This window comes from Neobacillus sp. S1227, from assembly GCF_055385255.1.
This window is the reverse complement of the sequence record NZ_AP038276.1, coordinates 2,512,259-2,538,450: the sequence shown is the minus strand read 5'-3', so window position 1 is coordinate 2,538,450 and position 26,192 is coordinate 2,512,259. Positions and strand designations below refer to the sequence as shown.

27 protein-coding genes are annotated in these 26,192 nt (G+C 41.2%); 3 read left to right on the top strand and 24 right to left on the bottom strand.

The annotated features are described in order from the left end of the window. Positions 1 to 120: 120 nt before the first annotated feature. The 5 genes from ACZ5AE_RS12880 to pepF form a co-directional block, all read right to left on the bottom strand. Positions 121 to 495, bottom strand: a complete 375-nt coding sequence (locus tag ACZ5AE_RS12880; RefSeq protein ID WP_464572867.1) for an SRPBCC family protein — start codon at positions 493 to 495, stop codon at positions 121 to 123. Between the two features lie 21 nt (positions 496 to 516). Beyond that, positions 517 to 744 carry a hypothetical protein gene (locus ACZ5AE_RS12875; RefSeq protein ID WP_464572865.1) on the bottom strand — a complete coding sequence of 76 codons (228 nt, stop codon included), beginning with the start codon at positions 742 to 744 and terminating at the stop codon, positions 517 to 519. A gap of 82 nt (positions 745 to 826) precedes the next feature. Next, positions 827 to 1,351 carry a dihydrofolate reductase family protein gene (locus ACZ5AE_RS12870; RefSeq protein ID WP_464573616.1) on the bottom strand — a complete coding sequence of 175 codons (525 nt, stop codon included), beginning with the start codon at positions 1,349 to 1,351 and terminating at the stop codon, positions 827 to 829. Beyond that, positions 1,345 to 1,644, bottom strand: a complete 300-nt coding sequence (locus ACZ5AE_RS12865) for a YciI family protein (protein WP_464572863.1) — start codon at positions 1,642 to 1,644, stop codon at positions 1,345 to 1,347. The genes ACZ5AE_RS12870 and ACZ5AE_RS12865 overlap by 7 nt, the downstream gene beginning before the upstream one ends. Positions 1,645 to 1,760: 116 nt before the next feature. Then, positions 1,761 to 3,551 (bottom strand): oligoendopeptidase F, encoded by a 1,791-nt coding sequence (gene pepF / locus ACZ5AE_RS12860; RefSeq protein ID WP_464572861.1) that lies wholly within the window; start codon positions 3,549 to 3,551, stop codon positions 1,761 to 1,763. A 92-nt stretch (positions 3,552 to 3,643) separates the two neighbouring features. On the opposite strand from pepF, the gene ACZ5AE_RS12855 reads away from it, so the two are divergent. After that, on the top strand, positions 3,644 to 4,579 hold the full coding sequence (locus ACZ5AE_RS12855) for an MBL fold metallo-hydrolase (RefSeq protein ID WP_464572859.1): 936 nt from the start codon (positions 3,644 to 3,646) through the stop codon (positions 4,577 to 4,579). Positions 4,580 to 4,657: 78 nt separating this feature from the next. Here ACZ5AE_RS12855 and ACZ5AE_RS12850 read toward each other — a convergent pair whose 3' ends face one another. Further along, positions 4,658 to 5,212: a DUF421 domain-containing protein gene (locus tag ACZ5AE_RS12850; RefSeq protein WP_464572857.1), complete on the bottom strand. Its 555-nt coding sequence runs from the start codon at positions 5,210 to 5,212 to the stop codon at positions 4,658 to 4,660. Positions 5,213 to 5,328: 116 nt separating this feature from the next. Here ACZ5AE_RS12850 and ACZ5AE_RS12845 point away from each other — a divergent pair, with 116 nt between their 5' ends. After that, positions 5,329 to 6,147: a GDSL-type esterase/lipase family protein gene (locus ACZ5AE_RS12845; RefSeq protein ID WP_464572855.1), complete on the top strand. Its 819-nt coding sequence runs from the start codon at positions 5,329 to 5,331 to the stop codon at positions 6,145 to 6,147. Between the two features lie 32 nt (positions 6,148 to 6,179). Here the strand turns inward: ACZ5AE_RS12845 and ACZ5AE_RS12840 are convergent, their stop codons facing one another. The 7 genes from ACZ5AE_RS12840 to uraD all read right to left on the bottom strand — a co-directional run bounded on the left by ACZ5AE_RS12840 (position 6,180) and on the right by uraD (position 10,868). After that, on the bottom strand, positions 6,180 to 6,320 hold the full coding sequence (locus ACZ5AE_RS12840; protein WP_464572853.1) for a hypothetical protein: 141 nt from the start codon (positions 6,318 to 6,320) through the stop codon (positions 6,180 to 6,182). A 66-nt stretch (positions 6,321 to 6,386) separates the two neighbouring features. Continuing rightward, a complete protein-coding gene (locus ACZ5AE_RS12835; protein ID WP_464572851.1) occupies positions 6,387 to 6,575 on the bottom strand; it encodes a Fur-regulated basic protein FbpA in 189 nt (62 codons plus the stop codon). Positions 6,576 to 6,830: 255 nt separating this feature from the next. Continuing rightward, positions 6,831 to 8,123 carry an MFS transporter gene (locus ACZ5AE_RS12830; protein ID WP_464572849.1) on the bottom strand — a complete coding sequence of 431 codons (1,293 nt, stop codon included), beginning with the start codon at positions 8,121 to 8,123 and terminating at the stop codon, positions 6,831 to 6,833. A gap of 247 nt (positions 8,124 to 8,370) precedes the next feature. After that, positions 8,371 to 8,892 carry a thiol peroxidase gene (gene tpx / locus ACZ5AE_RS12825; RefSeq protein ID WP_464572847.1) on the bottom strand — a complete coding sequence of 174 codons (522 nt, stop codon included), beginning with the start codon at positions 8,890 to 8,892 and terminating at the stop codon, positions 8,371 to 8,373. A gap of 41 nt (positions 8,893 to 8,933) precedes the next feature. Then, complete coding sequence (uraH, locus tag ACZ5AE_RS12820) at positions 8,934 to 9,287, bottom strand: hydroxyisourate hydrolase (protein ID WP_464572845.1); 354 nt, start codon at positions 9,285 to 9,287, stop codon at positions 8,934 to 8,936. Further along, positions 9,284 to 10,255 carry a factor-independent urate hydroxylase gene (gene pucL / locus ACZ5AE_RS12815; RefSeq protein ID WP_464572843.1) on the bottom strand — a complete coding sequence of 324 codons (972 nt, stop codon included), beginning with the start codon at positions 10,253 to 10,255 and terminating at the stop codon, positions 9,284 to 9,286. The genes uraH and pucL overlap by 4 nt, the downstream gene beginning before the upstream one ends. A 112-nt stretch (positions 10,256 to 10,367) precedes the next feature. Then, positions 10,368 to 10,868, bottom strand: coding sequence for a 2-oxo-4-hydroxy-4-carboxy-5-ureidoimidazoline decarboxylase (gene uraD, locus ACZ5AE_RS12810; RefSeq protein ID WP_464572841.1), 501 nt, complete (start codon positions 10,866 to 10,868; stop codon positions 10,368 to 10,370). 268 nt (positions 10,869 to 11,136) lie between these two features. On the opposite strand from uraD, the gene ACZ5AE_RS12805 reads away from it, so the two are divergent. Next, positions 11,137 to 11,883 carry a PucR family transcriptional regulator gene (locus ACZ5AE_RS12805; protein WP_464572839.1) on the top strand — a complete coding sequence of 249 codons (747 nt, stop codon included), beginning with the start codon at positions 11,137 to 11,139 and terminating at the stop codon, positions 11,881 to 11,883. Positions 11,884 to 11,914: 31 nt separating this feature from the next. Here ACZ5AE_RS12805 and ACZ5AE_RS12800 read toward each other — a convergent pair whose 3' ends face one another. The 11 genes from ACZ5AE_RS12800 to ACZ5AE_RS12750 form a co-directional block, all read right to left on the bottom strand. Then, a complete protein-coding gene (locus tag ACZ5AE_RS12800; protein ID WP_464572837.1) occupies positions 11,915 to 13,132 on the bottom strand; it encodes a PucR family transcriptional regulator in 1,218 nt (405 codons plus the stop codon). A 29-nt stretch (positions 13,133 to 13,161) separates the two neighbouring features. Beyond that, the gene (locus tag ACZ5AE_RS12795; RefSeq protein WP_464572835.1) at positions 13,162 to 14,493 is read right to left on the bottom strand and encodes a nucleobase:cation symporter-2 family protein; all 1,332 of its coding nucleotides are present in this window, start codon (positions 14,491 to 14,493) and stop codon (positions 13,162 to 13,164) included. A gap of 157 nt (positions 14,494 to 14,650) precedes the next feature. Next, complete coding sequence (locus ACZ5AE_RS12790) at positions 14,651 to 16,018, bottom strand: allantoinase (protein WP_464572833.1); 1,368 nt, start codon at positions 16,016 to 16,018, stop codon at positions 14,651 to 14,653. Positions 16,019 to 16,223: 205 nt separating this feature from the next. Continuing rightward, on the bottom strand, positions 16,224 to 17,135 hold the full coding sequence (locus ACZ5AE_RS12785; protein ID WP_464572831.1) for a sugar phosphate isomerase/epimerase family protein: 912 nt from the start codon (positions 17,133 to 17,135) through the stop codon (positions 16,224 to 16,226). Positions 17,136 to 17,222: 87 nt separating this feature from the next. Further along, positions 17,223 to 18,953: a thiamine pyrophosphate-binding protein gene (locus tag ACZ5AE_RS12780; protein ID WP_464572829.1), complete on the bottom strand. Its 1,731-nt coding sequence runs from the start codon at positions 18,951 to 18,953 to the stop codon at positions 17,223 to 17,225. A 1-nt stretch (position 18,954) separates the two neighbouring features. Next, positions 18,955 to 20,406: a four-carbon acid sugar kinase family protein gene (locus ACZ5AE_RS12775; RefSeq protein WP_464572827.1), complete on the bottom strand. Its 1,452-nt coding sequence runs from the start codon at positions 20,404 to 20,406 to the stop codon at positions 18,955 to 18,957. Between the two features lie 21 nt (positions 20,407 to 20,427). Further along, the gene (locus ACZ5AE_RS12770) at positions 20,428 to 21,375 is read right to left on the bottom strand and encodes a transketolase family protein (protein WP_464572825.1); all 948 of its coding nucleotides are present in this window, start codon (positions 21,373 to 21,375) and stop codon (positions 20,428 to 20,430) included. Further along, on the bottom strand, positions 21,376 to 22,200 hold the full coding sequence (locus ACZ5AE_RS12765; protein WP_464572823.1) for a transketolase: 825 nt from the start codon (positions 22,198 to 22,200) through the stop codon (positions 21,376 to 21,378). It lies immediately after the preceding gene. Between the two features lie 371 nt (positions 22,201 to 22,571). Further along, complete coding sequence (locus ACZ5AE_RS12760) at positions 22,572 to 23,327, bottom strand: IclR family transcriptional regulator (RefSeq protein ID WP_464572821.1); 756 nt, start codon at positions 23,325 to 23,327, stop codon at positions 22,572 to 22,574. Positions 23,328 to 23,477: 150 nt separating this feature from the next. Next, positions 23,478 to 24,734 carry an ArgE/DapE family deacylase gene (locus tag ACZ5AE_RS12755; protein WP_464572819.1) on the bottom strand — a complete coding sequence of 419 codons (1,257 nt, stop codon included), beginning with the start codon at positions 24,732 to 24,734 and terminating at the stop codon, positions 23,478 to 23,480. Then, positions 24,731 to 26,002: an allantoate amidohydrolase gene (locus ACZ5AE_RS12750; RefSeq protein WP_464572817.1), complete on the bottom strand. Its 1,272-nt coding sequence runs from the start codon at positions 26,000 to 26,002 to the stop codon at positions 24,731 to 24,733. Before ACZ5AE_RS12750 ends, ACZ5AE_RS12755 begins: the two co-directional genes overlap by 4 nt. Positions 26,003 to 26,192 lie beyond the last annotated feature (190 nt).

Below are 26,192 nucleotides of genomic sequence, written 5' to 3'. Positions count from 1 at the left end.
GAGGGATACAGCGTAAGTTGCCTAAATTAGAAAAAGGATTCCTCATTTTGAGGAAATCACTTTATTATTTTTCTAATATTTCTTTTATTTTTAGAAGATCCTTAATGTTTGCTTTTTTCATCATTGTTGAAATAAATAGGGTAAATAGTTTAGAGAATCCAGTTGGTTACCTTTGTTGCGCAATGTCATTCTAGTCAAATTCTCATCTATTTTCTCCCAAGTATAAGTTGTTTCCATTGGAAAGGGACCATTTGCGGTTCTCATCACAAGCTTTTTTCCTGGAGTGAGTTCCGCGATTTCATAGACATATGATAGGTCCCTGCCCAAGAATTTAGCCTTAAATGCAATTTTGGATCCGAATCGCAACGGTTTGGGCGATCGCCATTCTGCTGAATCGATATTTACGTACCATTCGGGAGCCTTATCCGGATTGGCCGCATAGTCCGCGACTTTTTCTATGGGGCAATTTATTTTGACTGTCAAAACATCTACCAAAGTTATTCCTCCGCATCAAATTTAGGACTTTTTACCCTCAACATAATTTTTCAACAAAGTTCCTAATAGATAATTCCATCCTTCGGTATGGCTAGGTTCCCAATCATCCTGGATGATGCCGGAGGCGGTATGGGAAAGCTGAAGCAATGTTCCGCCATCCTTTTCAACAAGGCGGTACGAATAAGCGCTGTGAACAGCTCCTTTCATACCAAGATGGCCAATCAGACGAATTTCTTCAAATGCGTTCACATAGTAAACTGTTCCCCAAACGGCACCATCATTTTTGTGGTATTCTCCTTAAAAATTAAAAAACTTCACGATGAAGGCTATTTCAAAAAATTTTTTTATAGTGCAGTTGTGCTATTTGCCCGAATTGTTGTATCTGGGTTAGCTTTAAACGAACTTCTGGATTATTTTTTTTAAACAAAGGAATTCCACTGCCCAATATGATGGGGATTATAGCGATAATAAATTCATCTACCAAGTCAGCCTTCATAAATGCATCCAGTAGTTCTGCACCGCCGACAATCCATATTTTTGAGCCTTCTTGCACTTTTATTTTTTGCAGGAAAGTCGGTATTTCCTCATTTATAAATTGTACATTTTCATCATGGCTTTCCTTTTGCCTTGAAAAAACAATGCACTTTTTGCCCTTATAAGGAAATTCATCAGCAAGGATTTTGGTGTGCTGATATGTTTTGTTTCCCATAATGACAGTATCGATTGATTCATAAAATGCGCTGTAACCATTATCTCCTTCATCTTCTACTGCTTCCAGCCAATCGATGGTGCCGTCTTCTCTTGCGATAAAGCCATCTAAACCGGCAGCAATATACAAAACGGTTTTTCTCATAATTTCATCCCCTGCATAAGCGATACTCTGTACCGGTGCAATTCACAGCTCATAATTCCCTCGACCGCTGCCGGATCATTAAACATGATTTGTTCTGCTGCTTCCCATGATTCCGCTCTAAGTACACAAATGCCGTATGCACCATCCAAACATGGCCCTGCCAGGATTAATTTTTCCTCGCGCAGTAATCCTTTCAGATAGTCAAAATGGCGCGCCATGACGGCGGATTCCTCCTCCGTCATTGTTTCCACAAATTGTTCACGCTTTGGCTGGATTAAATACACAAATTCTTCCATTGTCTTTCTCCCTTTCATTATTAACGCCGCATACGTAACAGGGGGTTAAATGGTATTTGCTTAAGGCCCCAATCTTTGTCAAAACAGGAATTACTCACTAGCTTTGGTCCATATATTTATAAAGCAGCAAATTCAGTAATCAACTGCTTAAACCGTTTCAGAGCATTATCAATCGGCTCCGGTTTAGATAAATCTACCCCTGTTTTCTTTAACAACTCAAGTGGATAATCGGAGCTGCCGCTCTTCAAAAATTCCAAATACGCCTTAACAGCCAACTCGTCCCCGCTTAAAAGCTGTTCAGCAATATGAATCGCAGATGCAAAGCCAGTTGCGTATTTGTACACATAGAACGGGCGGTAGAAATGTGGAATCCGCGACCAGCCGTATTTCACTTCCTCATCAAACACCACTTCGTCCCCATTATATTGCCTAAACAATGATTCGTAGATTTCACTAAATACATTGGCGTTTAAAGGTTTTCCGCTTTCAGCGTATTCATGGGTGATTTTTTCAAATTCTGCGAACATAACCTGTGTAAAGAAAGTTCCTCTAAATTGGTCAATAAAGTGATTGAGCAAGTATTTCCGAATCTCTTGATTGGTTTCTTTTTCTAACAAATAATGAATCAATAATACTTCGTTCACCGTTGAAGTCACTTCCGCTACAAAAATGCTGTAGCCGGCGGAGATTCTGGGCTGGTGCTTGCTTGAATACCAGGAATGCATCGCGTGACCGAATTCGTGAATCATGGTGAACATACTATCCAAATCATCATGTTGGTTTAAGAGCACAAATGGATGAACCCCGTAAACCCCCAGGTTGTATGCACCCGAACGCTTACCTGGCGTTTCCCGGACATCGATGTAGCGGGCATCTTTAAAAGTTTTCAGCGTATTAACGTAATCCTCGCCCAGTGGTGCCAAAGCTTTTAAAATCGTTTCATACGCTTCTTCATAGGTAATTTCTAATTTCACACCAGGAACCAGAGGGACGTTCAGATCGTACTGGCGCAGGTCCTCCAAACTAAGCAGTTTTTTTCGAATAGAGCCATATTGATGCAACGGTTCAATATTGGCTTTTGTTGCCGTTATCAGATTTTCATAGACCTCTTTTGGAACCATATCACCGAACAAACCTTTTTCCAAAGCGGATGGGTAGTTCCGCAAGCGGGCCAACGTCGCATTTGTTTTAACGTTTGCAGACAAAGTCGAGGCAATCGAATTTTTCAATTGCAAATACGGCTGATAATAAGCCTTGTACGCTTCCCGCCGCTTATCTCGATCCTCATCTTCAATTAATTTGGAGTACATGCCGCGCGTTAATTCAACTTTCATTCCTTCATCATTCGTCACTTCACCGAATTTGATATCGGCGTTGTTGAGCATACTGTAGGTGTGGCTTGGCGCAGAAAGTGCCTCGCCCAAGTTTGATAAAATCTCCTCTTTCTCCTTGCTCAACACATGTGCTTTATATCGAAAAGCTTCAAAAAGGTCCTGTTCAAAGTATTTTAACCGTGGTTCTTGCTCGATATATTCTTTTAATGTACTTTCCTCTAAACTTAATAAAAACGGCATGAAAAATGACGACGCTGCGCTTATCTTTACAGAAAGCTGCTTAGCACGGTCAACTAACGATTGCGCCAAGGCATCGCGAGTGTCCACATCGGCTTGGAGCATGCCGTACACATAGACAAGATTTAATTTACTGGAAACTTCCTCTTTTTCGGATAGATAATCATAAAGCGACTCTCCACTGTCAATCGCACCATCAAATTTTTTCAATTCGTCAGTCTTATTTTCAATCCAAAGATAATCATTTTCCCAGTCTTCAAGATTTTTGTATAGGTCCTCGAAATTCCATTTTTCTTTTTCAGGCACCTCGACCCTTGACTTATAGATAATGGTCATGTGAATCCTCCTCGCAATTGTAAGTTACTTAATTTTACCATTTAATTGAATGCTGTTATAATCAAAACAAAAAAATTCCCATGGGTGAGTTTATGAGAAAAAGATACTCGAATCTCGAAGATGTGAAAAACAACAAGTCTTTTAAAGATATGATGAAGTGGAGCAAAGAAAGACGAAGCAAGGTAAAAGATTTAACGATTAATATTCCACAATGCCAGGATAAAATGATTGAAAAAATTAAAGAAAACCGAAGCATGACTTCTTATACCTGGATTGGCCACTCCACCTTTTTGATTCAAATGAATGGGATTAATATTTTAACTGATCCAGTCTGGGCAAAGCGGATGGGCTTTCAAAAAAGATTAACTGAGCCTGGGATTCCACTCGAAGATCTTCCTGAGATTGATATAGTAGTTATTTCTCATGGCCATTACGATCATTTAGATTTTCCAACCATTAAAAAATTAAAGGGGAATCCTCAATTTTTTGTTCCAATTGGTTTAAAACCGATTTTTAACAGGAAGGGATATCAAAAGGTCTGCGAAATGGGCTGGTGGGAAAGCGCTGAAATCAGAGGCATCCAGATTCATTTTGTCCCCGCCCAGCACTGGACAAGAAGGACGCTGACGGATATGAATACATCACATTGGGGAGGATTTATTTTTCAAACTCAAAAAGAAACGTTGTATTTTGTCGGAGATACGGGCTATTTTGCGGGATTTAAGCAAATCGCTGATCGTTTTAACCCCATAAATACAGTATTTATGCCAATTGGTGCTTACGAGCCGGAGTGGTTCATGAAGGATTCGCATATTTCACCGGAGGATAGCGTGAAGGCATTCTTGGAGTTGAAAGCAAAAAAATTTGTTCCTATGCACTACGGGGCCTACCGACTGGCAGATGACACCGGACCGGAAGCCCTTGAACGGCTTTATCGTGAATGGGAAAAACAACAGCTGCCAAATGAACTATTAAAGGTTTTGACGATTGGTGAAACGATGATAGAGGAAAAGAATAATACTAAATAAAGGTATATCACTACATGAAGTGACGTACCTTTTTTTGTTTATTAAATCACATATTTAACAAATGTAAGCCTTTTATAATCACTTATTATTTTCCAAGACCTTCTCGAAAATGTTATCACTTTTCGTAGGGGATTCTGTCTGGCCTTTCCCCATTATTTTCATTAATGCTTCCTGTGTCAGAGGTTTTGCATGCGGCATAAGTTCAAATCCGAATTCGCCATCTGTTTCAATCGTTCCAATTTTTACATCTGAAAGATAAGAAATTCCTTTTTGTCTCATCCGCATTTCTAATTGCCCTTGGGTAATCCGCAATTTCTGCAGATTTTCTATTATGATTTTTCCATTATTAATGACCAAGGTAGCTTCACCAATGACATAACGCTCAATGATACTCGACTTCAATTGGAGCTTTTGAAGAACAAATAATAATACACCGAAGAAAATCAAAATGAGGATTACCTGCCAAAATTTATTTTCCTTAATGGCATGGCCCATGGTGGTCCCAACTGCCAAAATGACAACTGACTCCAAATTAGTCATTCTCGAAACCGATTTTTTACCGACAAATCTTAATATAACGATACTTGTAATTAATAAAATGGTTGCTTCATAAATGAAGTAGAATTTCAACATTACCACACCAAACATAGCTTATTTAGGGTTATTTTATCCAAAGTTCATTGGAAGCCATCCACTAATTTCTTTTTCGGATTTGCCTGTTATAATAGGAGAATTAAGGAGTGGTAACGTTGAAACTGATTAAATTCCTAGTTATTTTTGTCTTGCTTATTGGTCTTTGTGTATCAGCCTGGATTTATTACCCCAAATATCAAATTCACAAAATAAAAAAACAGTCTGTGGAAGTTAATGCAGATGTCCATAAAATCTCCTATCTTGATTATTTTCGAAACATGAAAAAAGATGAAATTTATCATCTGGCAATTGGCGACTCTGTCATTCGTGGTGTCGGTGCAGGGCAAAATGAAGATCTTGTCAATCAATTTTCGATCAAGTTGGGAAACCAGATTCAGAAAAACATACAATTTCAAAATGAAGGCATTAACGGGATTACAAGCAGCGAGTTAAGGGAAATGGTTCTTGATGGCCGGTTTGATGAAGAAATGAAGAAGGCCGACATCATTACCATCAATGTTGGTGGAAATGATGTACTAAGGGCTGCTAAGGGTCAGGACCTGCAAAATTTATTTCAAGCGTTTAGTGAGCTGCAAACCTCTTTTACAAAAAACTTAACTGATATCGCATCGCGAATTAAATCGGTGAATCCCGATGCCACCCTTGTATTTTTGGAACTATATAATCCGTTATCACCAACCGACAAACTGTATCCTCTTGCAGATCAATTGCTGCCGAAATGGAATCTTAAGTTATATGAGACTGCCAATCAGTATTCACCAACCCTAGTTATCGAAACCACTAAGGTAATAAACGGCGGCAGAATGGACAATTTATCACCGGATGGTGTGCATCCAAATTCGAACGGATATTCCGCTATATCAGAGCTAATGATTTATCAATTTAAGCATCAGTATCGCGAAGATTCAGTATAAAAGCGAAGGAGCCGTATTGGCCCCTTCGCTTTTTATTGTCCATCTGCTCCGTTTTGCGTCACTCTACGGACATGGTCATCTTCAAAATTATTGGCTCTCGCTTGCTTTACTTTATCATCAAGCAATTTCTTTTGGTCAACCTGCGGCGAGGGGGACTGCTTTTTCTTGGCCATGAAAAATACCTCCATTTGTTTGTAATACCCAACCCTTTTATTTTGCATTTTTTTATGAATATCATTCTACATCGGCCTTTTTGTACTGGGTTTTCCCATGTATTCTCTTTCACTATCCTCGTATTCCTTTTCTAATTCACTTAAGGACCATTCATATAGATGTTTTTCATTAATTTTAAAGATACCCAAGTTAATTAGCTCTTCAATGAGAAATTGTCTTTTTTCCTGAACAGTTTCGTTAAGAAGATGTTCCATTAAAAGCTCCCCCAATCTCTAAGCTAATAACATTTTTCCTCACCTTCCACTGCTATTATAAAAAGTCCAATTCAAGGAAATTGTCGAAAAAACTAATTTTCATCCAATTGTTTTCTATTTTTAATAAACTAGTGTGATAGTCACAAATATTTTTAATGAAAATGTTAAAAATTAGGGGGGACAGAAGTGTCTTTTTTGCCATTTATAAAAATAAAATAAAGCCGGAATAAGTTATAGTCCGGCTTTTACGAATTATTAATATTTCCGCCTTTGCAGTTCTGCCAATATGGCCGGATATTCTTTGTCAATTTTAAAAAACAGCAATAGGATAATCTGGAGAACAGCTAATACAAGGGGTATTTGTATATTAACCGCTTTAATCATTTGAATCGCCAAAGCTGGCTGTTCGGCAGCCCCTCCTGCATATCCGCCAATCCCAAGCAGCCATCCAACTACCGCAAGACCCAGCCCTGTTCCGAACTTCATTCCAAAGCTAGCGGCACTATTGACTAATCCCTCTGTCCGCATTCCTGTTTTGTACTCGCCGTATTCCACGGTGTCGTTGACCATCGCCAAGAGCAGCCCGAGAGTTGGCATGACACCCAGTCCCGCTAAAGCTGTACCAACCAAAAAAACGGGTAAATTGCTAGGATCTGACCATTTTATTATTTGACCCACAATTGCTGCCAGTGAACCGATGATGGCCACGTTCCGTTTCCCAAACCTCGCCACCAAAGGCCCAATGAAAAATAACCCCAAAATCATTGGTGCGGTTAACGTAAGGCCAATGATAGGAAATTTATTGATATCACCTATGACCCATTGCGCGTAGTATAGCCCCGCACCTTGCACCAGACAAATGGTAGTGTAAAAGGTGACGCAAAATAGAGTAATTATAATCCAGTATTTATTTTGTAAGATGGACTTAAAGCCAGCAGAAAAGGGAATTTTATCTTGTTGTGATGTTATAAATCCCACTCTTTCTTTGACGAATCGGAAGGTAATGTAAAGAGCAATGATTGACAACAAGCCATAGAAACAAGCAAGCCCCACCCATCCGATGGCGGCCGTCAGCGGTTGGGTAAAGGTCATGACAATTAAGGTTCCGGACATGGTGAAAATGGTGGCGTAAATGTTTGATAATGAACGGCTATGCTGGTGTTGCGTCATGACTCCGAGCAATGTTTTATACGGAATTGAAACAGCGGTATATAGGAGAATAAATAAAATGTATGTGATGTAGGCATAAATGATTTTGCCTGAATGATCGAGGTCTGGGACCGAAAATAACAATACAATTGAGATACCAAATGGAACAGACATCCAAAGCAGCCATGGCCTGGCTTTTCCATGTTTAGATTTCGTCATATCAACTAAAGAACCCATTCCGATATCGGTAATTCCATCAAACAATCTTGCAATCAGTATCAAGGTTCCGACAATCGCACCAGCAATACCGACCACATCTGTGTAATAAAAGGTTGAAAATGAACTAATCAGGGTATTTACCGAAAAAATCCCAAAGCTTCCGACTCCGTATGCCCACATTTCTTTTTTCCTTGGTTTCTCTATATCGTGTGTTGGTTCAACCCATGGCCCTTCAATAATCGTTTGCCCAACAGAATCCCTCTTTTCAAATTAAAATCGTTTAATGAGATTGATCAGCACGTGTATGCGCTCACATAGTATGAGACAAACTGTGGGATTAGACTATGTTCGTGGTAAAAACCAGCAAATGGAGGCCCACAAAAAAAGCAACGGAATAATCCATTGCTTTTTCTGGGGTCCCATATTTTTATTTCGCCGCTGCCTTTGCCGCTTCCAAAGCAGCTTCATAATTCGGATGGTTTGTCACTTCGGATAGATACTCGACATACGTAACAATGTTTTCAGCATTTACCACGAAAACAGCTCGGCTGTTTAAACGGTGCTCCTTCATATACGTCCCATAAGCTGTGCCAAATGACATTTGGAGGTGGTCAGACAATGTCTGGACGCCGCTGATACCAGCATCCCCGCACCATCTGCTTTGGGCAAACGGAAGGTCGGCGCTGATGGTCAGTACTACAACATAGTCGCCCAATTCAGACGCTGCTTGATTAAAACGCCTCGTCTGCTGGTCGCAAACTCCTGTATCAAGTGAAGGAACCACACTGATCAGCCGGACCTTTCCATTTGAATCAGCAAGAGTAATTGGCGAGCGGTCATTTGCCAAAACCGTAAAGTCAGGTGCTTGATCGCCCACTTTAATTTCCGGCCCCAACAATGTAACGGGATTACCCGCCAATGTTGCGGTACGTGTCTGTTCTTGAATCATTTCTTTTTCTCCCCCTCTAACCATACATATCTATCTACAAATCAGCTGCCACGATATGTGCTATAGCCTCCCGGTGCCACTAACAGTGGAACATGATAATGGGAATCGGTGTCAGCAATACCAAACCTAATTGGTACTTTGTCTAAAAAAGGCGTTTCGCCAACTCCTACACTTTGCTCCCGAAAGTAATCCGCTACATAAAAGACTAATTCATATTCCCCTAATTCTACCTGTCCTTCAGCAAGCAAGGGGGCATCTACCCTGCCATCGCTGTTTGTTACAACTGTTTTTAAAAGTGACCGCTCAGGTTCTAACCGCCATAGTTCTATTTTTAAATTTTTTGCTGGAATGCCCTTGGCTATATCAAGGACATGTGTGGTTAATTTTCCGCTCATGCTTCTACACTTTCAGTTGGAGATTCTAAACCTTCATTTACAAGATCTTGGCGGTTAACCACAAATCCCTGGAAGCCGTATGGAGGTCTTGGTTCAGTGAACACTGCACCCTCGGAATCCGGAATCTCCACAATTGTTTCCCACGTACGATTATTTGATAAAAATTGAACTTCAGCAAGCTGCGGGAAACGCTGCAATGTGCGCAGTCCTACTCGATAAATTAAATCTTGAATTGATAATGTTTCCGCTTCATGGAATACAGATGCTGCAATATCGCGAACTTGCTCCGCCGGCACATAGACCTCCGGATTATCAGAAACGGCGTCCTCTTTATTATTATAACGGTAGAAAATATCAAGATAGATATAAAGCGGGCGATCCTTGGCTTCTGGCAGCGTTGTATACTCATCACGGATGAAACCATAGAAGGAGCTGCCTGTTACCTTAATCAAGTGGAGGTTTTTAATGCCGCTCTCATGCTTCACGAGCTGGTTGCCATTATCTGTCCGCTCGACTTTGACAGTTGTTGTAATTAATTCATTTCTTGAATGACGATATACAACTGGACTTGCCTCAAGACCATTTTGTCCAGCCACTTGCACTGTTTCGAAAGGAACTTCATCTGCGGTGATTTCTACGGATGTAATGTGTGGATAGGTATTCAGGAATCGGTTACAAACGAATGTTAAAAATCCTTCAAAGGTTGGACCATGATACTGTGCTGCTTGACGGAGAATAAAATTTTTCATAGAATCCGTTGCGACTACGCAGCTGTTATCAGCCTTTGTAAAGGAATGAAGGAAGTCTCCTTCAAGGGCAATTTTGGCATTCATTCCAAAAATAACATTGTTACGGCCGGTAAAATTAGACTCTGGAATAGTCTTGATTCCTTCTAGCGGGGTTTGGTACGTCCGGAAAACAAAAACATCACCTTTACCATAATAGCAAACTCTCTCTTGTGAACTCATTTAAATTCCTCCCTAAAATTTTATTATTTTAACCCTGAATCGCCGAAGTGCTGCTCCTGCGTTTCAAGATATAGGAACCAAAAATGATACAAACTTTAATTCGCCAGGTCTTTTACTTGATGATAAAATCCTCTAGGCGGAAGAAGGCGATTTTATAAATCTGAGTAAGTGCTTCCTGTAGTTCCTCTGCCGGATTGTTATTCACCCGTTCCTTCATATTGCCTCGAATCGTGCCTTTTGTTTGTCCTTTTACTGCCATGATGAAGGGGAATTGAAATTTTGATGTGTATGCATTGTTGAGAGATAAAAATTCTTCGTGTTCTTCTTTGCTGAGCTGATTTAGACCGGCACTTGCCTGTTCTTTGACAGAGGCGTCTGCCATTTGAACCCGTGCCGCCAGATCTGGATGTGACCTTAACAAAGCGAGCTTTTCTTCCATTGTTGATTCCTTTACCACTTCCACCATTGCTTGGTGAAGATCAGCGACGGACTCGAATGGACGCTTCACCCAGGCGCGTTCTGCCACCCATGGTGAATGTTCAAATACCCAGCCAAGAACTTCTGTGAACGCCTGCTGATCTAAACTATTAAGCGTTTCGAGCTTCATAGTCATTTTGATTCCTTCCTTTCCTCTCTATAACGCCTTCCAAAATAGCCCGTGAAAATTACTCTTTCACCTCTTGGATTAACTTTATTTTACCTTCAATTTTGGGGGAAGGTCATTAGCCATAAGTGACAAATATCACGCAAATGGAGTGTGCTTTGTGCACACCGGGTTAAATACCACTACCCAACAGCAAGTAAAATAAACGAATTGTGTACTAAGCACATCATAAGGTAAACTACTATTAAACAACTAAAAAAAGGAGGGAACGACACCATTGAAGCTGACTTTAGCAGAAGCATTAACAATTCCACCACTTCACCAATGCGAAATGATAGCTGGTACAAAAGGTCTAAGCCGGTACATTATGTCAGTAAATAGTTTTGATGCACCTGATGTGATGAGATGGTTAAAGTCTGGGGACTTAGTTTTAACAACAGGATATATTTTTTTAAATAATGAACAAGCATTAACTAGTTTAGTGTATGATTTGGCAGAGAGAAATTGTTCCGGTTTAGGGATAAAAACAGCTCACTTTCCAAACTCCCTGCCTCAAGAAATGATCTTGGCTGCTAACCAGCTTGCATTTCCCATTTTCCGAATCCCTAACAAATTATCGATAGCCGACCTAATCCAAACCGTACTGCGTGAATTACTTACTCCACAAAAGAATACAGAAACCTGCCTACAAAACAAAACCATTAATGAAAGTCCTGATCTTTCAACCTGTTCCGTTCTGAAGCATATTCCTAAAGAGATTCTAAAAGAATACTATACTGCCTTTTTATCACCATTAATTTCTTACGATCAAGTAAATCATTCGGAATTATTAGATACTCTCGAAGTCTATCTTAATTGCGGTGCAAAGACAACCGAGGCAGCACAAACAATCGGCGTTCATCGAAACACCATCCACCAGCGAATCGGCAAAATAAAAGAACTCCTCGGGACAGACCTGAACAATGGTAAAACAAATTTCAGATTACAATTAGCTATAAAAATGTTTCATCTACATAAACACTAAAAAGGGCCCGATCTGGGCCCTTTACATAAAATTAATATTGAGTTGACCTTAACTGCGATTCCGAATAATCCGTCAGCATTCCCAACATTCTGGCTATTCGCATCGCCAGCAGCAGACGAAATTGAACCTGATTATCTGATAAATCCAATCCTAATAATTCCTCAATACGCACAATCCTAAATTTTACGGTGTTTCTGTGAACAAAGAGGCGATTGGCCGTGTCTAACAGTTTCCCGCCGCATTCCAAATATGCTTCTAATGTGAATAGCAAATTGGAGCCGTTTTCTTGATCATACTCTGAAAGAGATTCCAGCATACTATGAAAATAATTTTTCAATGTTAGTTCCGGTAATTGCTGCAGTAACCCCTCCGGTGCATAGTTCCTATATTCAAAAACGGGATCCTTTACTTCCTTTGAAAGCTTATTCCCTAACGAGATTGCCTCAACTGCCTCCTTATAGCTTTGCCCAACTGATCCGAGTCCTGCGCAAGGTAAACCAACCCCAATCTGGACCTTTTGTTTAGGGAATTTTTTATGTATTTGATTAGCCAAATAACTGGCCGCTTTTCTAGCAAGATTCGCTAACTCATTTGTTTTCGGAGCCATTAATATCACCGCAAATGCCTGCGGAAGAGGAATGCTGATTAATCTGGCATTTACTTTCGTCTCCGTTGCATTGACAAGTTGGCAAAAAACAGAGTATATCGTCTTCTGTTCCTCTCCGCTAAAAATTAAAATGACAAAGTGGTTATCATGTCTTATCTTAAGCTCATCAGCAATCGAACGGACCTTCTCTTCATCCATTCTTTCTCCCATTAGCAGTATTTTTAAAGCTTCATCCTTATCACATGATTGTCGTTGTTCACCTTGAAGTATCTCTCTTGTAATAGATAAAAGCGTATCAGACAAGACATTTTCATACGGGAGCTCGATTAAAGGCAGACCTAAACGGTCTGCCTCCTCAAGCATACAAGCGGGAATTTCGGTCAAATAACGTTTAACTTTAATGGCCAATCCCGAGCAGTTACGTTCAGCTAGGTCATTGAGCAATTTTATTTGAGTAGCTTGATGATCTTTAAAGACATAACCCGTTGTCAGGAGCAAATCCCCCTGTTTTAACCAAGAGGTATCTGGCTCATCCATGATACTGACAGAGCGAATATTGCGGTTTAACCCACGTGCTCCTGCCAATACACGACAGCCGGGAATCAGCTTCGTCTTTAAAATATCAGATACCATAAATGCCATTGCTCAACGCCTCCATTTAATAAATAGTATTAATGGGATTCCTTCGCAGCAGCCATTTCTGCATTTTCAATGCCATGACCTGCATGCTTCACCTTAGATGATGTGCCATTTAAAATCATGTTTAAGACAACTAGAACAAGCGAACCCATAACTACACCATTTCCTAATAATAAGCGGGCAGTATCGGGAAGGTCTACGAATGCACCTGGAACACCTTTAATCGCCAAACCAATTCCCACACCTACAGCAACAATGAGTTGATTGGCTGGAGAAGCCAAGTCTTCCTTCGCGATAATTTTCAGCGCTGCGGAAATCAACATCCCAAACATTGGAACCATTGCTCCTCCAAGCACAGCTGGAGGAATCATCGTTGTTAAAGCACCAACCTTTGGCACAAGACCAAGCACAATCAGGATACCGCCAGCGGCAGTCAATACCCTTAAATTGGTTACCTTTGTCAAAAGAACAAGACCAACGTTTTGCGAAAAGGTCGAATGGTTAAAGGAATTGAGAAATCCGCTGATAAATCCTCCAAGACCTTCAGCACGCAATCCCCGTTTAATATCATCTGATTTAATGTCTCTTCCTGTAATATCACCAAGCGCGAAAAATACACCAATACTTTCAATTGCAATAATAAAGGTGATAATGGTCATCGTAATGATTGAAGAAATATCGAATGTTGGTGCACCGAAATAAAATGGCTGAGGCACATTAAACCATTTTGCTTCTAAAAAGACGTTAAAATTCACCATTCCGAAAAAGCTTGCTACAATCGTACCGGCCACCATCGCTAAAAGAATGGAGATAACTTTAATGAATCCCTTAAACATGGTGTTGAATAATAAAAAGCATAATAACGTAAAGAGTGCTATCAGCAAGTGTTTCGGGTCACCAAACGTTTTAGAGCCTGCCCCGCCTGCAGCATTGTTCATTGCCACTGGCATTAACGAAATACCAATGATTAAAATAACCGAACCAGATACAATGGGGGGGAAAAACCTTACCAGTTTCCCTATGAATGGGGCACAAAGGGCCACAAGCAATCCGGCTATAATAACGGCACCAAAAACCCCCGTTATCCCATGAATTTTTCCGATCGCAATGGCTGGTTCAACATTAATGAAGGAAACGGCCATAAGAGCCGGTAATTTGATTCCAATATGCTTTCCGCCCATAACCTGGAGCAATGTTGCAAGACCACATGCCAATAAGTCAAATGAAATTAGATATACAAGTTGTGCCTGCGTCAGACCTAATGCACCAGCCACAATAATTGGTACTGCCACTGCGCCGCCATACATAACGGCAATATGCTGGAACCCTAATGCCAGCGTTTTCCCTGTTCCTAATCTTTCCATCTATATTCCTCCCAAATTCCAAAGTTTTTTGGTTGTGGAACCGCTTCTGTTCATTCATGAAGAGCTTGAGGGGTTTTGAAAAAACAACACCTATTCTGAATATAGTTAATTTTCAGATATTTTTCTTCGTACTGGGATGAATGTGTCTATATAGAAGTTAGTTCTTTTGTGGGATGGTTTCAGTGTTTTCTTGTGGCAATATTTCTCCATTTCGATAAACAATAGATCCTTTTACAATGGTGATTCTATTTTTCCCCCTAAACGTTTTTCCAATATAGGGAGAATGAGCGTGGCGGTAATAGAGGTCCTCTGCTTTCAACGTAAAGGATTCATTTAAACTAATCAATGCCATATCGGCATCACTTCCCTCGGCAATTGCCCCCTTTTGCGGATAGAGGCCAAATCGTTTCGCAGGGTTGGTGGACATGGCGGCAGCAATCTTTTGCAATGATATGTTTCTTTTCCAGTACCCTTCTTCCAAAAGAACGGATAAACTGGTTTGGGCACCACTTATCCCCCCCCATGCTGCAAACATATTGCCGTCTTTCAATCTCTTCATTTCTGGCGGGGCAGGAGAATGGTCAGAGCTAATTACATCAATCTCACCATTCGCAAGCGCTTTCCATAATGCCTCTACTTCTTCTGAGCTTCTTAATGGCGGTGCGCATTTTGCGATTGGTCCCAGCCTCACGAAATCATCACTAGTAAGTGATAAATAATGCGGGCAAGTTTCAACGGTTACATCAATTCCCTTATTCTTCGCTTCTGTTATTAACTCAACAACTTTACTGCTGCTTGCATGAACAATGTGAACCTTGCAGCCGGTCAATTCAGCATAGGATAACAGCCTTCTGACAGCCTCCATTTCCGATATAATCGGACGGGATTTGCAGTAATCCAGGGCTGAAAGCTTTCCTTCTTTAATATTAGCGGCAGCTAGTACCTCCGTCATAACTGTGCTTTCTGCATGTACAGCTAAGATTGACCCAAGTCTTGCAATTTCACCCATTCCTGCCATTAGCGTGCCATCATCTGAATGATGAAATTCGTCAATTCCGCTTGGTGACATAAAGGCTTTAAATCCAATTACACCGGATTGAATTAGTTCCTCAAGCAATTGGACATTTTCCGGGACAAGGCCTCCCCAAAGCCGAAAATCTGTCACAGATTTCTTTATCGCTTGCTCCTGCTTTAATCGGAAACCATAAGCATCAATCGTTGGCGGGCTGCTGTTCAACGGCATATCAAAATATGTTGTCACTCCCCCTGCCACAAGACTTTTACTTCCGGTCAAGATGCCCTCCCAGTCCGTTCTTCCGGGTTCATTAAAATGGACATGGGTGTCGATTAACCCAGGAAAAATGTGAAGGCCGATGGCATCTATTTCCTCTTTAGCTTTCCCTTCTATAGGAATTTCTCTTGTTATTTTAATTATTTTTCCATTCTTGATCCCAATTTCTCCTGAAAAACTGTCCTCAGGACCAACAACCATACCATTACGGATAATTAGATCATATAATAGCATATTAGACTAATACCCTTCCTCTCTAAACCAAGGTCCGCATAGTGAAAACGCCGCCATTAATATAAATTCTTTGTTAACCCAGTAATTCCTCCCATATTTTAATATAAAATTTAGAAAAGTTCTTATTAAAGAACTTTTCTATTTCTTCCTCTCCCGAAAATGTATGAATACGGGAGAGGAATCATTCCAAATAAAATTGATAGATTTAGAGCCTTGCCCAAGCTTGGATTAAGGTTCGCTTAGATTGTGCGATAATCGCATCGGAGTCCTCATTTCCAACCGGTTTTACCTCAAATGCTACAACATTTTTGGACCCTTCTCTGATATAACCTATTTCTAATAGCATTTTTAAATATTCCGTTAATTCCTCGACGTCATTCTCGCTACCCGGATAGCCGAATCGAGGATGCTGGTCACCATAGGCAGGATCATTTTTATCCTTAATATAGCAATTGCCGATGTGAGCGTGGTTAATATAATCACGGGCAATGGTTAAAGCATCCTTTGAGGTTTCCCGCTGCATCGGAAGATGGCTCAAATCAATCATTAAGCCAAAGCTTGGGTCTACTTTTCTTACTTCCTTCGCAATTTCAACTGCCAAATGATTTGGCCCAATTAGGCATTTTTTATCGGTTTCATCATCAAAGGTTTCTAATGAGAGTACTAGATTACCCTTCTGTCTAGCATACTGGGACAACTCAATTATCGAATCAGTAAGCAATTGGAGTGCTCTATCCACATCCTGATCCGGTTTTGGACCGCTTAAGAAACCTAATTTCGCTGCATTCAACTCATAGGCTTGGTCGATCCCGGCTTTTACAAGATCAATAGCCGCCTTCCGTTTTTCCGGATCAAACGAGTTCAAATCGCCTTTATTGCTAAGCAGTATTGGCTGAGCACCAAAACCAACTGCCATCCGTCCTGATTGCAGCAAAGAGGCAACCTTTTGTCTTTCTGCAGGATTATTGACCCTCGTTACTTCAATTCCCGAGAAAAAGTCATCTGTGACAATTTTCTTCACCGTTTCGGAAATATTCCCATCACCCTTCATAGATTCTGGGTATGCCATAAAGTGAACAATACCAACCTGCATGTAATGTTGAAGATCTGTTTTCATATGCAATACCGGAATAACTCCGGAACTTCCTCCTTTCATAAAGGAAAAAAGAGAACTTTGCTCTTTTTTCCTTCTTTAATAGAATGATTATTTATTAGAATATTCAAATCCAGTTAATGTTCCGTTATTGGAGAAACCGCAAACTGCTGTTGGGTCGACCACCACTTCAATCAAATATGGTTTGCCACTTTCAACTGCACGCTGCAAGGCTGGCTTAATATCGTCATAGTGTGTTACCAGTTCCCCGCGGACGCCCATTCCGGCAGCCGTTTTAACAAAGTCAATACCGCGTTCTTCATTGTCGCAAAGTTCATTCTTGTAAATTAGGTCTGTGGAGATATCCCGCTCATCATAGAACCAATTTTGTTGCTGGCGAATCAAACCAAGTAGTGAATTATTCATAACGAATACGATGACCGGAATATTATGCTTTGCTGCTGTGGCAAGGTCCTGCAGTGACATTCCGAGACTTCCGTCGCCAAGAATATTGACGCTTTGACGCTCTGGGAACGCAAGCTTCGCTGCCATCGCAGCCCCTAATCCCCAGCCCATTGTACCTGCACCGCCTGTTAATAAATAGCTGCGTGGAACATAAGTTTCAAACAACTGACAGGACCAAATTTGGCTGATTCCGCAGTCATGCGAGGCAAAAGCATCACGGTCTAAGAATTCGCGAAGCTCTTTCAGGGCACGTTCCGGACGAATCGGAAGTGTATCATAATCCTGTTTACGGGCATACTTCTTTCTTTCCTCGGTTAAATCAAGCCTCTTAATTTCTGGTTCAACGGCTGCAGCGATGCCTGCATCCAAGGATTTATAAACCTCTATTAAACCTGCCATGAAGGATTTCACATCGGAAACGATTCCAAGCTCCGTCTGTACTGTTTTGCCAATCTCTTTAGGATCCAGGTTAATGTGGATGATTTTCGCATCGCGTTTAAAAACATCCACTGCACCAGTACTGCGGTCTGCAAAACGACCGCCAAGGTTAATGATGAGATCCGAATTTAAGATCGTCATATTTCCATATGGTGTATCAAGCATTGTTCCCATTCTTCCAGCAAACAGCGGATGATCGTTCGGGAATGTATCCATACCCATGCCAGTTGTCACTACTGGGATTTGCAATGTTTCTGCCAGTTCCTTGAGCTCTTTGGTGGCATTTGCAAGGTTTACTCCGCCTCCGGAAATAAGAACAGGTTTTTTGGCATCCTTTAATAGGTTTAGAACTTCATAGAGTTCCTCCTGAGACGCAGAAGGCATTACCTCTGGCTCATCCACAAACTCATCCCAATCCACTTCAAGTTCAACCTTTTGCGTATTGATAGGAAGATCAATTAAGACCGGACCCTTTCTTCCGGTTGTTGCAGTGGTCCATGCTTCATGAATCATTTTTGCTGCGTCTTTACCGTCTGTTAATTGATAAACCGCCTTACAGACCGGCTTCGCCATTTCACAAATTGGCGCTTCCTGGAACTGCATTGTTCCAATCAGAGTAGACTTTTGCTGTCCTGTAAATGCAATCATTGGGATGGAATCCATCCATGCGCTGTATAGCCCAGTAAGGAAGTTTGTTCCCCCAGGACCAGAAGTGGCCGCACATACACCAACCTTGCCAGTTGCCCGCGAATAGCCGTCTGCCATAAACGCTGCGGTTTGCTCGTGACGGACCACATAAGATTTTATGTTTGTCTTCTCACGAATCGCATCATACAATGGAAGAATCGCGGCCCCTGGTACACCATATAATTGATCTACGCCTTTTCGAACTAGATAAGCTGCAATTGCTTCTGCAGCGGTCATTTTTTGCTTTGCCATGTTAATCCCCCAGTTCACTATCGATTTTTTTAAATATTTCCGTTATCGTGTTTTTCTGACCTACATTCCCTGGAAACACAATATAAGTTGTATTTTTAATTCTCGCTTCTTCTCCTGTGAGTAAAACAGGAACCCCTGCAGCCGCCTGGCCGAGTATTTTAGCCTTCTTGATTCCTAAACCGCTAGTGGCAATATCACTGGAGGTGATTCCTCCTTTTGCCATAATGAATTTTGGTTTTACCGTTAAGGAATGGACTAAATCTACTAGTGCTTGGGAGATGGTTTGACTATACTGTAAATTCTCCTCCTTGCTTACCGCTTTGACGACAGTTCTGCTAGTAAAGAGAACTGTATTGTCTCCATTTTTAATGGAGGCTTCTAGTAATTTAGCGGCTCTATCGATTTCGCCTTGTCTTTGGTCCTTTTCTAAAATCATTTCTACATTCAATTCAATTGGTCTTATATGAACCTCCGAAACTAAGTCGGAAAGCTGCTCTGTGGTCAATTTTGTATGGGAGCCAACTACCAATAATCCGCCAAAATTCTTACCGTCAGTTCCTCGAGCCATTTCCTTTGCTTCAAGATATGGTTTATGGGAAAACCCGCCTAATGACTTTACTAAAGAAGCGGCGGTCCTAAACAGGAAGTGCTTCCCTCCTTCAATGGCCTTTAACAGTGCCAGGGAAACGACATCCAAATCCTGATAATTGATGGCGTTCACAACGATGGGCACATTTCCGGAAGCTTTATTTAAAATGGATAAGACTTGGTTAACACCGCCGGAGCGAATGTCTTCGATGGAAATGGATAATACCTGGTCCGAAGTAAAATATCCTTCCGATTTCTCTTCGACATAATCTGGCAGATAAGCGGTTGAGTAGCCAAATACTGCATCCTTGGCGAATTCTGTATTGTTCACCGGAACCAGATTTTGATTGACCAAAAGATAATGAGTATTATCGACTGTATAGCGATTCCCTTCGAAAAAGGCAGGTATAATGAGGTGGCCATCAATGCACCAGTCCAGCTTTTCGGTCAGTGCTTTTTCCAAAACCGAAATTTCTAATGGATAATGGCCGCGTAGAGTTGAGTCGCTCCGGCTGATGATCGTAAACGATACATTCAATTCTTTTGAAACAGCTGCTAAGTTTTCAATAATTTCTGTATTGATTCTTGTGGCTTTTTCCGGCTCATAGCTTCTTGTATTTGTTAAAATATAGAGAACTTGTGTATCCTCCTCGAGGCCTTTACGAATCCAGTGTTTATCCCAATCTGTAATAACGGAAACATCATGGACTGTCTGGACTCCTGTTGGGTCATCATCTAGAACAATTAGCTTATGATTTAATTCTTTCAGCTTTGAAAAGATGGTTTTCCTTAACGGGGTTTCCCCCTGTATGGTGGAAGAATTGCTGATAATTTCTTGAAAAATGATATCGGTTTGTGTTGTCAAGGCCGACGCCACCTCCTAGGTCTATTTGATTAACGCTGAATCGACCAGTTTTTCTGCAGTTGCAGTAATGCGTGCTGCTCTTAGTTCAAAGAAATCCAAAAGCTCATGCATTTTTCCGGATACTCCAAAGCGGTCCTGTGTGCCAATCCGTTTTAAAGGCACTGGGCAATGTTCAGAAAGGACCTCCGCCACAGCGCTTCCTAATCCTCCGATAATCGAATGCTCTTCTATTGTTACGACCCGTTTTGTCTTAGCCGCAGAGGTCGCAATCGCTTCAACATCAATTGGTTTGATGGTGTGGATGTGCAGGACATCTGCTTGAATCCCTTTTTTGCCAAGCTCTTCTGCTGCCTTAAAAGTTTCATCAAGCATGATACCTGTACTGATTAAAGTGACATCGTTACCGTCACGGTATTTTATTGCTTTTCCGATTTGGAAACGGTCTTCCTTTTTCGTGACAATTGGAACAGGCAGCTTTCCAACCCGCAGGTAAACCGGACCTTCATGGTAATATGCTGCTTCGACCGCCTTTTCCATTTCCAGGGAATCAGCTGGAACAATCACAGTCATTCTTGGTAAGGACCGCATAAGTGAAATATCTTCAAGCGGCAGGTGTGTCGCACCTTCCTGTGCAGCCGATGTTCCTGCATTATGGCCGACAATTTTCACATTGTTGTTCGAGTAGCATACTGAAATCCGCATTTGATCATAAGCACGGCCTGTTAAAAAGTTAGCATAGGCATTGGCGAAAGGGATTTTTCCGCCTATTGCCAATCCCGCTGCCGTCCCTACTAAGTCGCATTCAGAAATCCCGACGTTAAAGAATCGGTTTGGAAATTGATCCTTGAATAAATTTGTCATATTGGATTTAGCACAGTCTGCATCAAGTACTACCAAATCTTTATGTTGATGCCCAAGTCTTATTAGTGCTTCACTAAAGCTTTCGCGCGGTGCTTTTTGTTCTGCCATTTAAACCAACTCCTTTAGTGCCAATTCTAGTTCCTCGTCATTCGGTGCTAACCCGTGCCACTTGTGGGTATTCTCCATAAACGAGATTCCTTTGCCCTTTACCGTGTGCGCCAGGATGGCTGTCGGCTTCCCTTTCACCAACTTTGCCTGTTCAAACGCGGTATGGACCTCTTCAAGGTTGTGGCCGTCAATTTCTATCACATGCCATCCGAATGCTTCCCACTTGGCTTTGAAATTCTTCATGCCTTTTATGTTTTCTACGTAATCATCGAGCTGGATTTTGTTCCAGTCGATAATCGCGCAAACATTATCCAAATTAAAGTGGGCAGTTGTCATTGCTGCTTCCCAAACCTGCCCTTCCTGTGACTCGCCATCACCAATCATCACGTAGGATCTTCTTGGCTTACCATCAAGCTTGGCAGCCATGGCTACTCCGTTCGCTAATGAAAGCCCTTGCCCGAGTGAACCGGATGATGCATCCACCCCTGGGATATGCTCTCCGCATGGGTGGCCATGAAGGCGGCCATCGACATCACGGAAGGTCATCAGTTCTTCAACTGGGAAGAACCCTTTTTCGGCCAATACCGAATAATAAACTGGTGTACAGTGCCCCTTGGATAAAAAGAAGACATCTCTCTCCTCCCAATCAGGCTCATTTGGATCGACATTCATATGTTCAAAAAATAAATCTGTTAATAATTCGGTTGCTGATAAAGAACCACCTGGATGTCCGCTACCCGCATGATGGGTCATTTTTACAATGTGACGACGGATCGTTTTCGTTAATTTCTGTAAGTATTCTTTACGGTCAGATGCAAGTTGCATTAATTCTTCCTCCTTTGTTGCCTATTATGAAACGCGGTTTCTTTTAATCATCAAAAAAATAACTATCCTATCTTTTTTTGGTCATTCCACTTCTTTGTTGCTTATTGTGAAACGACGTTTCCATCTATGATTAAAAAAAAGAGCAGTTAATTATTTTTTGACTTCCTAACTAGTTGTTGCTTATTGTGAAACTGCGTTTCTAAAATGTTTTATTTAAAGAAATCATAACACCGCTTTCAAATGATTTCAATAATCTTTTTATGAATTTTCTAATTATTTTTTCGACAAAAAAAGCCATGTTCCTCGCAAACCAACTCTTTTCACTCTTATGTAAAAAGACATGCCCGCCAGGAGTCATGTCTTTATTGCATTTATTCGCCTTTATACCCAAGGCGTCTTGAAATCGATGAACCAACTTCAATTAACTTGTCCTTAAGTTCATCCAGCCTAGCTTCTGTCATTCTCATAGAAGGACCGGAAATACTTACGGCACCAATCACATTTCCAAGATGATTAAAGATTGGGGCAGCCATACAAGTAACACCGGGTTCATTTTCTTCCCGCTCCACTCCATAGCCCTTTTTGCGGATTTTTTGCAGATTTTCCAATAATTCGTCTTGGTCCGTTATCGTATTGTCTGTGTGTCTTGGCAGCCCTTTTTGCTCGATCATATCCATGACCTCTTCAGTCGGCAAATAGGCCAATAATACTTTCCCTGCACTAGTGCAATGCATCGGAACACGTCTGCCAACCTGCGAGTGCATTCGCAATGTTTCACTGCCCTCTAATTTTTCAATATAGACAGCTTCTTTTTGTGAATAAATGATTAAATGAATCACTTCATTTGAAAGATCTACCAATTCTTGCAAAAATGGCTTTGCTTCTTTTCGGATATCAATGGAATCTAACAGTTTGGCGCTCAATTCCAAATATTTATAACCTAATTTATACTTCTTCGTATCTGGGTCCTGTTCAATGTAGCCGTGGGATGCAAGGGTGGATAAAATCCGAAATATAGAACTTTTATTTAATCCTAATTTTTCGGCCAGCTCCGTTACACCTAAACCACCCTTCTGTGAACTGACATAGTTAACAATGGTTAAGGCTCTATCAATCGATTGTACCATGTTCCGATCCCTCTATCTTTGCTATTAATATTTATAAGGAAAATCAAATGCTGTAGTTTCCATAGAATCTATTCTGTTCTCATTATATCACTATATTTTTAAACGACGAAAGGATATTCTCAAATGAAGAATACCCTTTCAATATCCCTATTATTTTTGAGTTAGTAAATCATATAAAGCTAATGTGACAATTTTGGTCGATTTTAACAGATCATCCACTTTAATATGCTCGTCAGCACGATGTCCATTAGCCTCGAGGAGTGTACGCGGACCGGCCCCAAAGAGAACGACAGGAATGCCTGCTTCATAAAAATGACGGGCATCCGTATATAAAGGCACTCCGTTCACCGGAAGTTCTCCACCCATAATTGTTGTCCAGTTAGTAGAAATGGATTGTACTAATGGCGAATCAACAGGGACCGGCCCGAAAGCGCGCGCCAGCAGAATTTGATTGATGTCTGCCTCCACCCCTGCATAGCTTTCCAGTGCTTCAGCGATGACGTTACGAATTTCAAGCTCAGCAACCTCAGGATTTTCCTCAGGAATAAGCCGTCTGTCAATACGGATTGTCGCCTCATCAGGTACAACGTTGGTATTAATGCCTCCAGAAATTAACCCCACTACGAGATTAGGAGAATCGATCCCAGGGACATTTGACTTAATTTTTGAAAAACCTTTTCTGTATTCGTATAATGCGCTCAATACGCCGGTCATAGCTTCAAGTGCGTCATGGCCATATTGCGGTTCAGCCGCATGGGCAGATTTCCCCTTCAATTTCACTTCCAAATGAAGACAGCCGTTATGGGCATTCACCAACGAATAAGTGAATCCTGGACAAATCGCCATATCCGGGTTGATTAGCCCTTTATCAAGCAGCCATTTTGGCCCGATGTCCCCCCCGGTTTCTTCATCAAAGGTGAACGCAAGAGAAATTTTGCCCTTTAGGTCAGCCTGCAGCTTCCTTAAAGCTAGAACAGCAAATGTATAGGAAGCAATGTCCGATTTTGACACAGCAACGCCTCGCCCATACATTTTTCCATCGACCACGTTTCCACCATACGGATCTTGAGTCCAGCCAAGTCCTGGCGGCACTACATCACCATGAGAATTAAGGGTAATTTCAGGACCTTCGCCGCTTCCGAACGTGGAGTATGCGACCACATTCGATGCTCTTATCATTCCAACTGCCTTCACTTTTTCTTCTTCTACTTCATTAAGTGAGACGTTTTCCAATCCAAAGCCATCGAGGCGCTTATAGATATGTTCAGCAATAGCTTGGCAATCTCCTGGTGGATTATCGGAAGGGATTGAAACAAGCTCTTGCAAAAACTTAATTAGTTCAGCCTGGTTTTCTTCAATATAATTGATTAATTGCTGCTTTTCTGCGCTTAATGTGTTTGTTTTCAATTTACTTTCTCCCTTTCCATATTTGAGTTTTTAACTGTTAATTGGATCACTGTATCCAGCAAGACTTTTGCACCCATTTCGATGTCTTTTACAGATGCGAATTCAGCAGGGTTATGACTGATTCCTTCTTTGCAGCGGACGAATATCATTCCTACCTTTGTAAGGTCTGCCATCGCCATGGCGTCATGACCGGCTCCGCTAATTAAGGAAATGGCCCTCATCCCATTTGAGAGAATAGAAGATTCGATAGCAGCGATAATTTTTGTATCACAAAGTGTTGGGGCAGTTTCCATTATTTTTTCAACCTGGAAGGAGAGATTGCGTTTTTGGCAGATGGTGTTCGCGGCATGAAGAATTTCGTCAATCACCCTTGATTTTCGGACTGAATCGGTATCACGAATATCAAGCGTTCCGGTCACTTCCCCCGGGATGACATTGCTTGCCCCCGGATTTACCTGCAGCTTTCCGACTGTTGCAACAATCGGCGCGTTTTCTTTAGCTAAATTTTCTATTTCTAAAATGATTTCTGCTGCCCCAGAAAGAGCATCCCTGCGAAGGGCTACCGGCACGGTTCCAGCATGGCCAGCAAAACCGGTAACTTTAAAAGAAAACCTGGAGGCACCAGCTATTCCGGTTACCACTCCACATGGAAGACCTTCTTTTTCTAATACAGGACCTTGCTCAATATGAAGTTCTATGTAACCAAGAACGTCATTTGCGGGTCTTGCGGCTGATTTGTATTGATATGGTTCTAAGCCCAATTCCTCAAGAGCACTTGCCAAGGTTTTACCTGTTTCATCTGTAAGCTCTAATGTTTGTGGAGAAAAGGTTCCGGCGATGGCCTTGCTACCAAGGAAGGTAGAGTGAAATCTGACCCCCTCTTCATCGCTAAAGCCGATGACCTCGATTGGATGGTCCAGTCGTGTGTCATTTTCATAAAGTACCTGAACAATTTCGATTCCGGCAATAACACCTAACATCCCGTCATATTTTCCACCGTTAATAACGGTATCAAGATGGGAGCCAATCATTAACGCTGGTGCATTTGGTTTTGCTCCTTCGTAGCGGCCAATTATATTATTGAGATTGTCGACACGAACTTTCATGCCGGCATTACTCATCCATTTTTTCACCAAATCTTGGCCTCTTTGAAACTCTTTTGTAAATGATAGTCTTGTTACCCCATTTTTTGTTTCAGAGATTTCAGCTAATTCCTCCAGCCTTTGTGATATTCTTTGGCCACAAATCTGTCCTTTTTTTACCTCCAAACAAATCCCCCCTTGTCTGGTATTTTGTTGCTTATTACAAAACCCCGTTTCAAATTGCTCGTGACTTTATTTTATCATCACAAAATTAAAATAGCAAGATTTTTCAGATTACTAATTTTATATAAAATATGTGTCTAAATATTAATATTATTATTCTATTTGATTCCATATTTTCCTTTTTGCTACAGAA

What these genes read in the sequence shown, in the direction of transcription:
- ACZ5AE_RS12865 (WP_464572863.1), bottom strand. Translation starts at nt 1,644, where the DNA reads ATGGAAGAATTTGTGTATTTAATCCAGCCAAAGCGTGAACAATTTGTG.
- pepF (WP_464572861.1), bottom strand. Translation starts at nt 3,551, where the DNA reads ATGACCATTATCTATAAGTCAAGGGTCGAGGTGCCTGAAAAAGAAAAA.
- ACZ5AE_RS12855 (WP_464572859.1), top strand. Translation starts at nt 3,644, where the DNA reads ATGAGAAAAAGATACTCGAATCTCGAAGATGTGAAAAACAACAAGTCT.
- ACZ5AE_RS12850 (WP_464572857.1), bottom strand. Translation starts at nt 5,212, where the DNA reads ATGTTGAAATTCTACTTCATTTATGAAGCAACCATTTTATTAATTACA.
- ACZ5AE_RS12840 (WP_464572853.1), bottom strand. Translation starts at nt 6,320, where the DNA reads ATGGCCAAGAAAAAGCAGTCCCCCTCGCCGCAGGTTGACCAAAAGAAA.
- ACZ5AE_RS12835 (WP_464572851.1), bottom strand. Translation starts at nt 6,575, where the DNA reads ATGGAACATCTTCTTAACGAAACTGTTCAGGAAAAAAGACAATTTCTC.
- ACZ5AE_RS12830 (WP_464572849.1), bottom strand. Translation starts at nt 8,123, where the DNA reads ATGTGGGCATACGGAGTCGGAAGCTTTGGGATTTTTTCGGTAAATACC.
- tpx (WP_464572847.1), bottom strand. Translation starts at nt 8,892, where the DNA reads ATGATTCAAGAACAGACACGTACCGCAACATTGGCGGGTAATCCCGTT.
- uraH (WP_464572845.1), bottom strand. Translation starts at nt 9,287, where the DNA reads ATGAGCGGAAAATTAACCACACATGTCCTTGATATAGCCAAGGGCATT.
- pucL (WP_464572843.1), bottom strand. Translation starts at nt 10,255, where the DNA reads ATGAGTTCACAAGAGAGAGTTTGCTATTATGGTAAAGGTGATGTTTTT.
- uraD (WP_464572841.1), bottom strand. Translation starts at nt 10,868, where the DNA reads ATGACTATGAAGCTCGAAACGCTTAATAGTTTAGATCAGCAGGCGTTC.
- ACZ5AE_RS12800 (WP_464572837.1), bottom strand. Translation starts at nt 13,132, where the DNA reads ATGGCATTTATGGTATCTGATATTTTAAAGACGAAGCTGATTCCCGGC.
- ACZ5AE_RS12795 (WP_464572835.1), bottom strand. Translation starts at nt 14,493, where the DNA reads ATGGAAAGATTAGGAACAGGGAAAACGCTGGCATTAGGGTTCCAGCAT.
- ACZ5AE_RS12790 (WP_464572833.1), bottom strand. Translation starts at nt 16,018, where the DNA reads ATGCTATTATATGATCTAATTATCCGTAATGGTATGGTTGTTGGTCCT.
- ACZ5AE_RS12785 (WP_464572831.1), bottom strand. Translation starts at nt 17,135, where the DNA reads ATGAAAACAGATCTTCAACATTACATGCAGGTTGGTATTGTTCACTTT.
- ACZ5AE_RS12780 (WP_464572829.1), bottom strand. Translation starts at nt 18,953, where the DNA reads ATGGCAAAGCAAAAAATGACCGCTGCAGAAGCAATTGCAGCTTATCTA.
- ACZ5AE_RS12770 (WP_464572825.1), bottom strand. Translation starts at nt 21,375, where the DNA reads ATGGCAGAACAAAAAGCACCGCGCGAAAGCTTTAGTGAAGCACTAATA.
- ACZ5AE_RS12765 (WP_464572823.1), bottom strand. Translation starts at nt 22,200, where the DNA reads ATGCAACTTGCATCTGACCGTAAAGAATACTTACAGAAATTAACGAAA.
- ACZ5AE_RS12760 (WP_464572821.1), bottom strand. Translation starts at nt 23,327, where the DNA reads ATGGTACAATCGATTGATAGAGCCTTAACCATTGTTAACTATGTCAGT.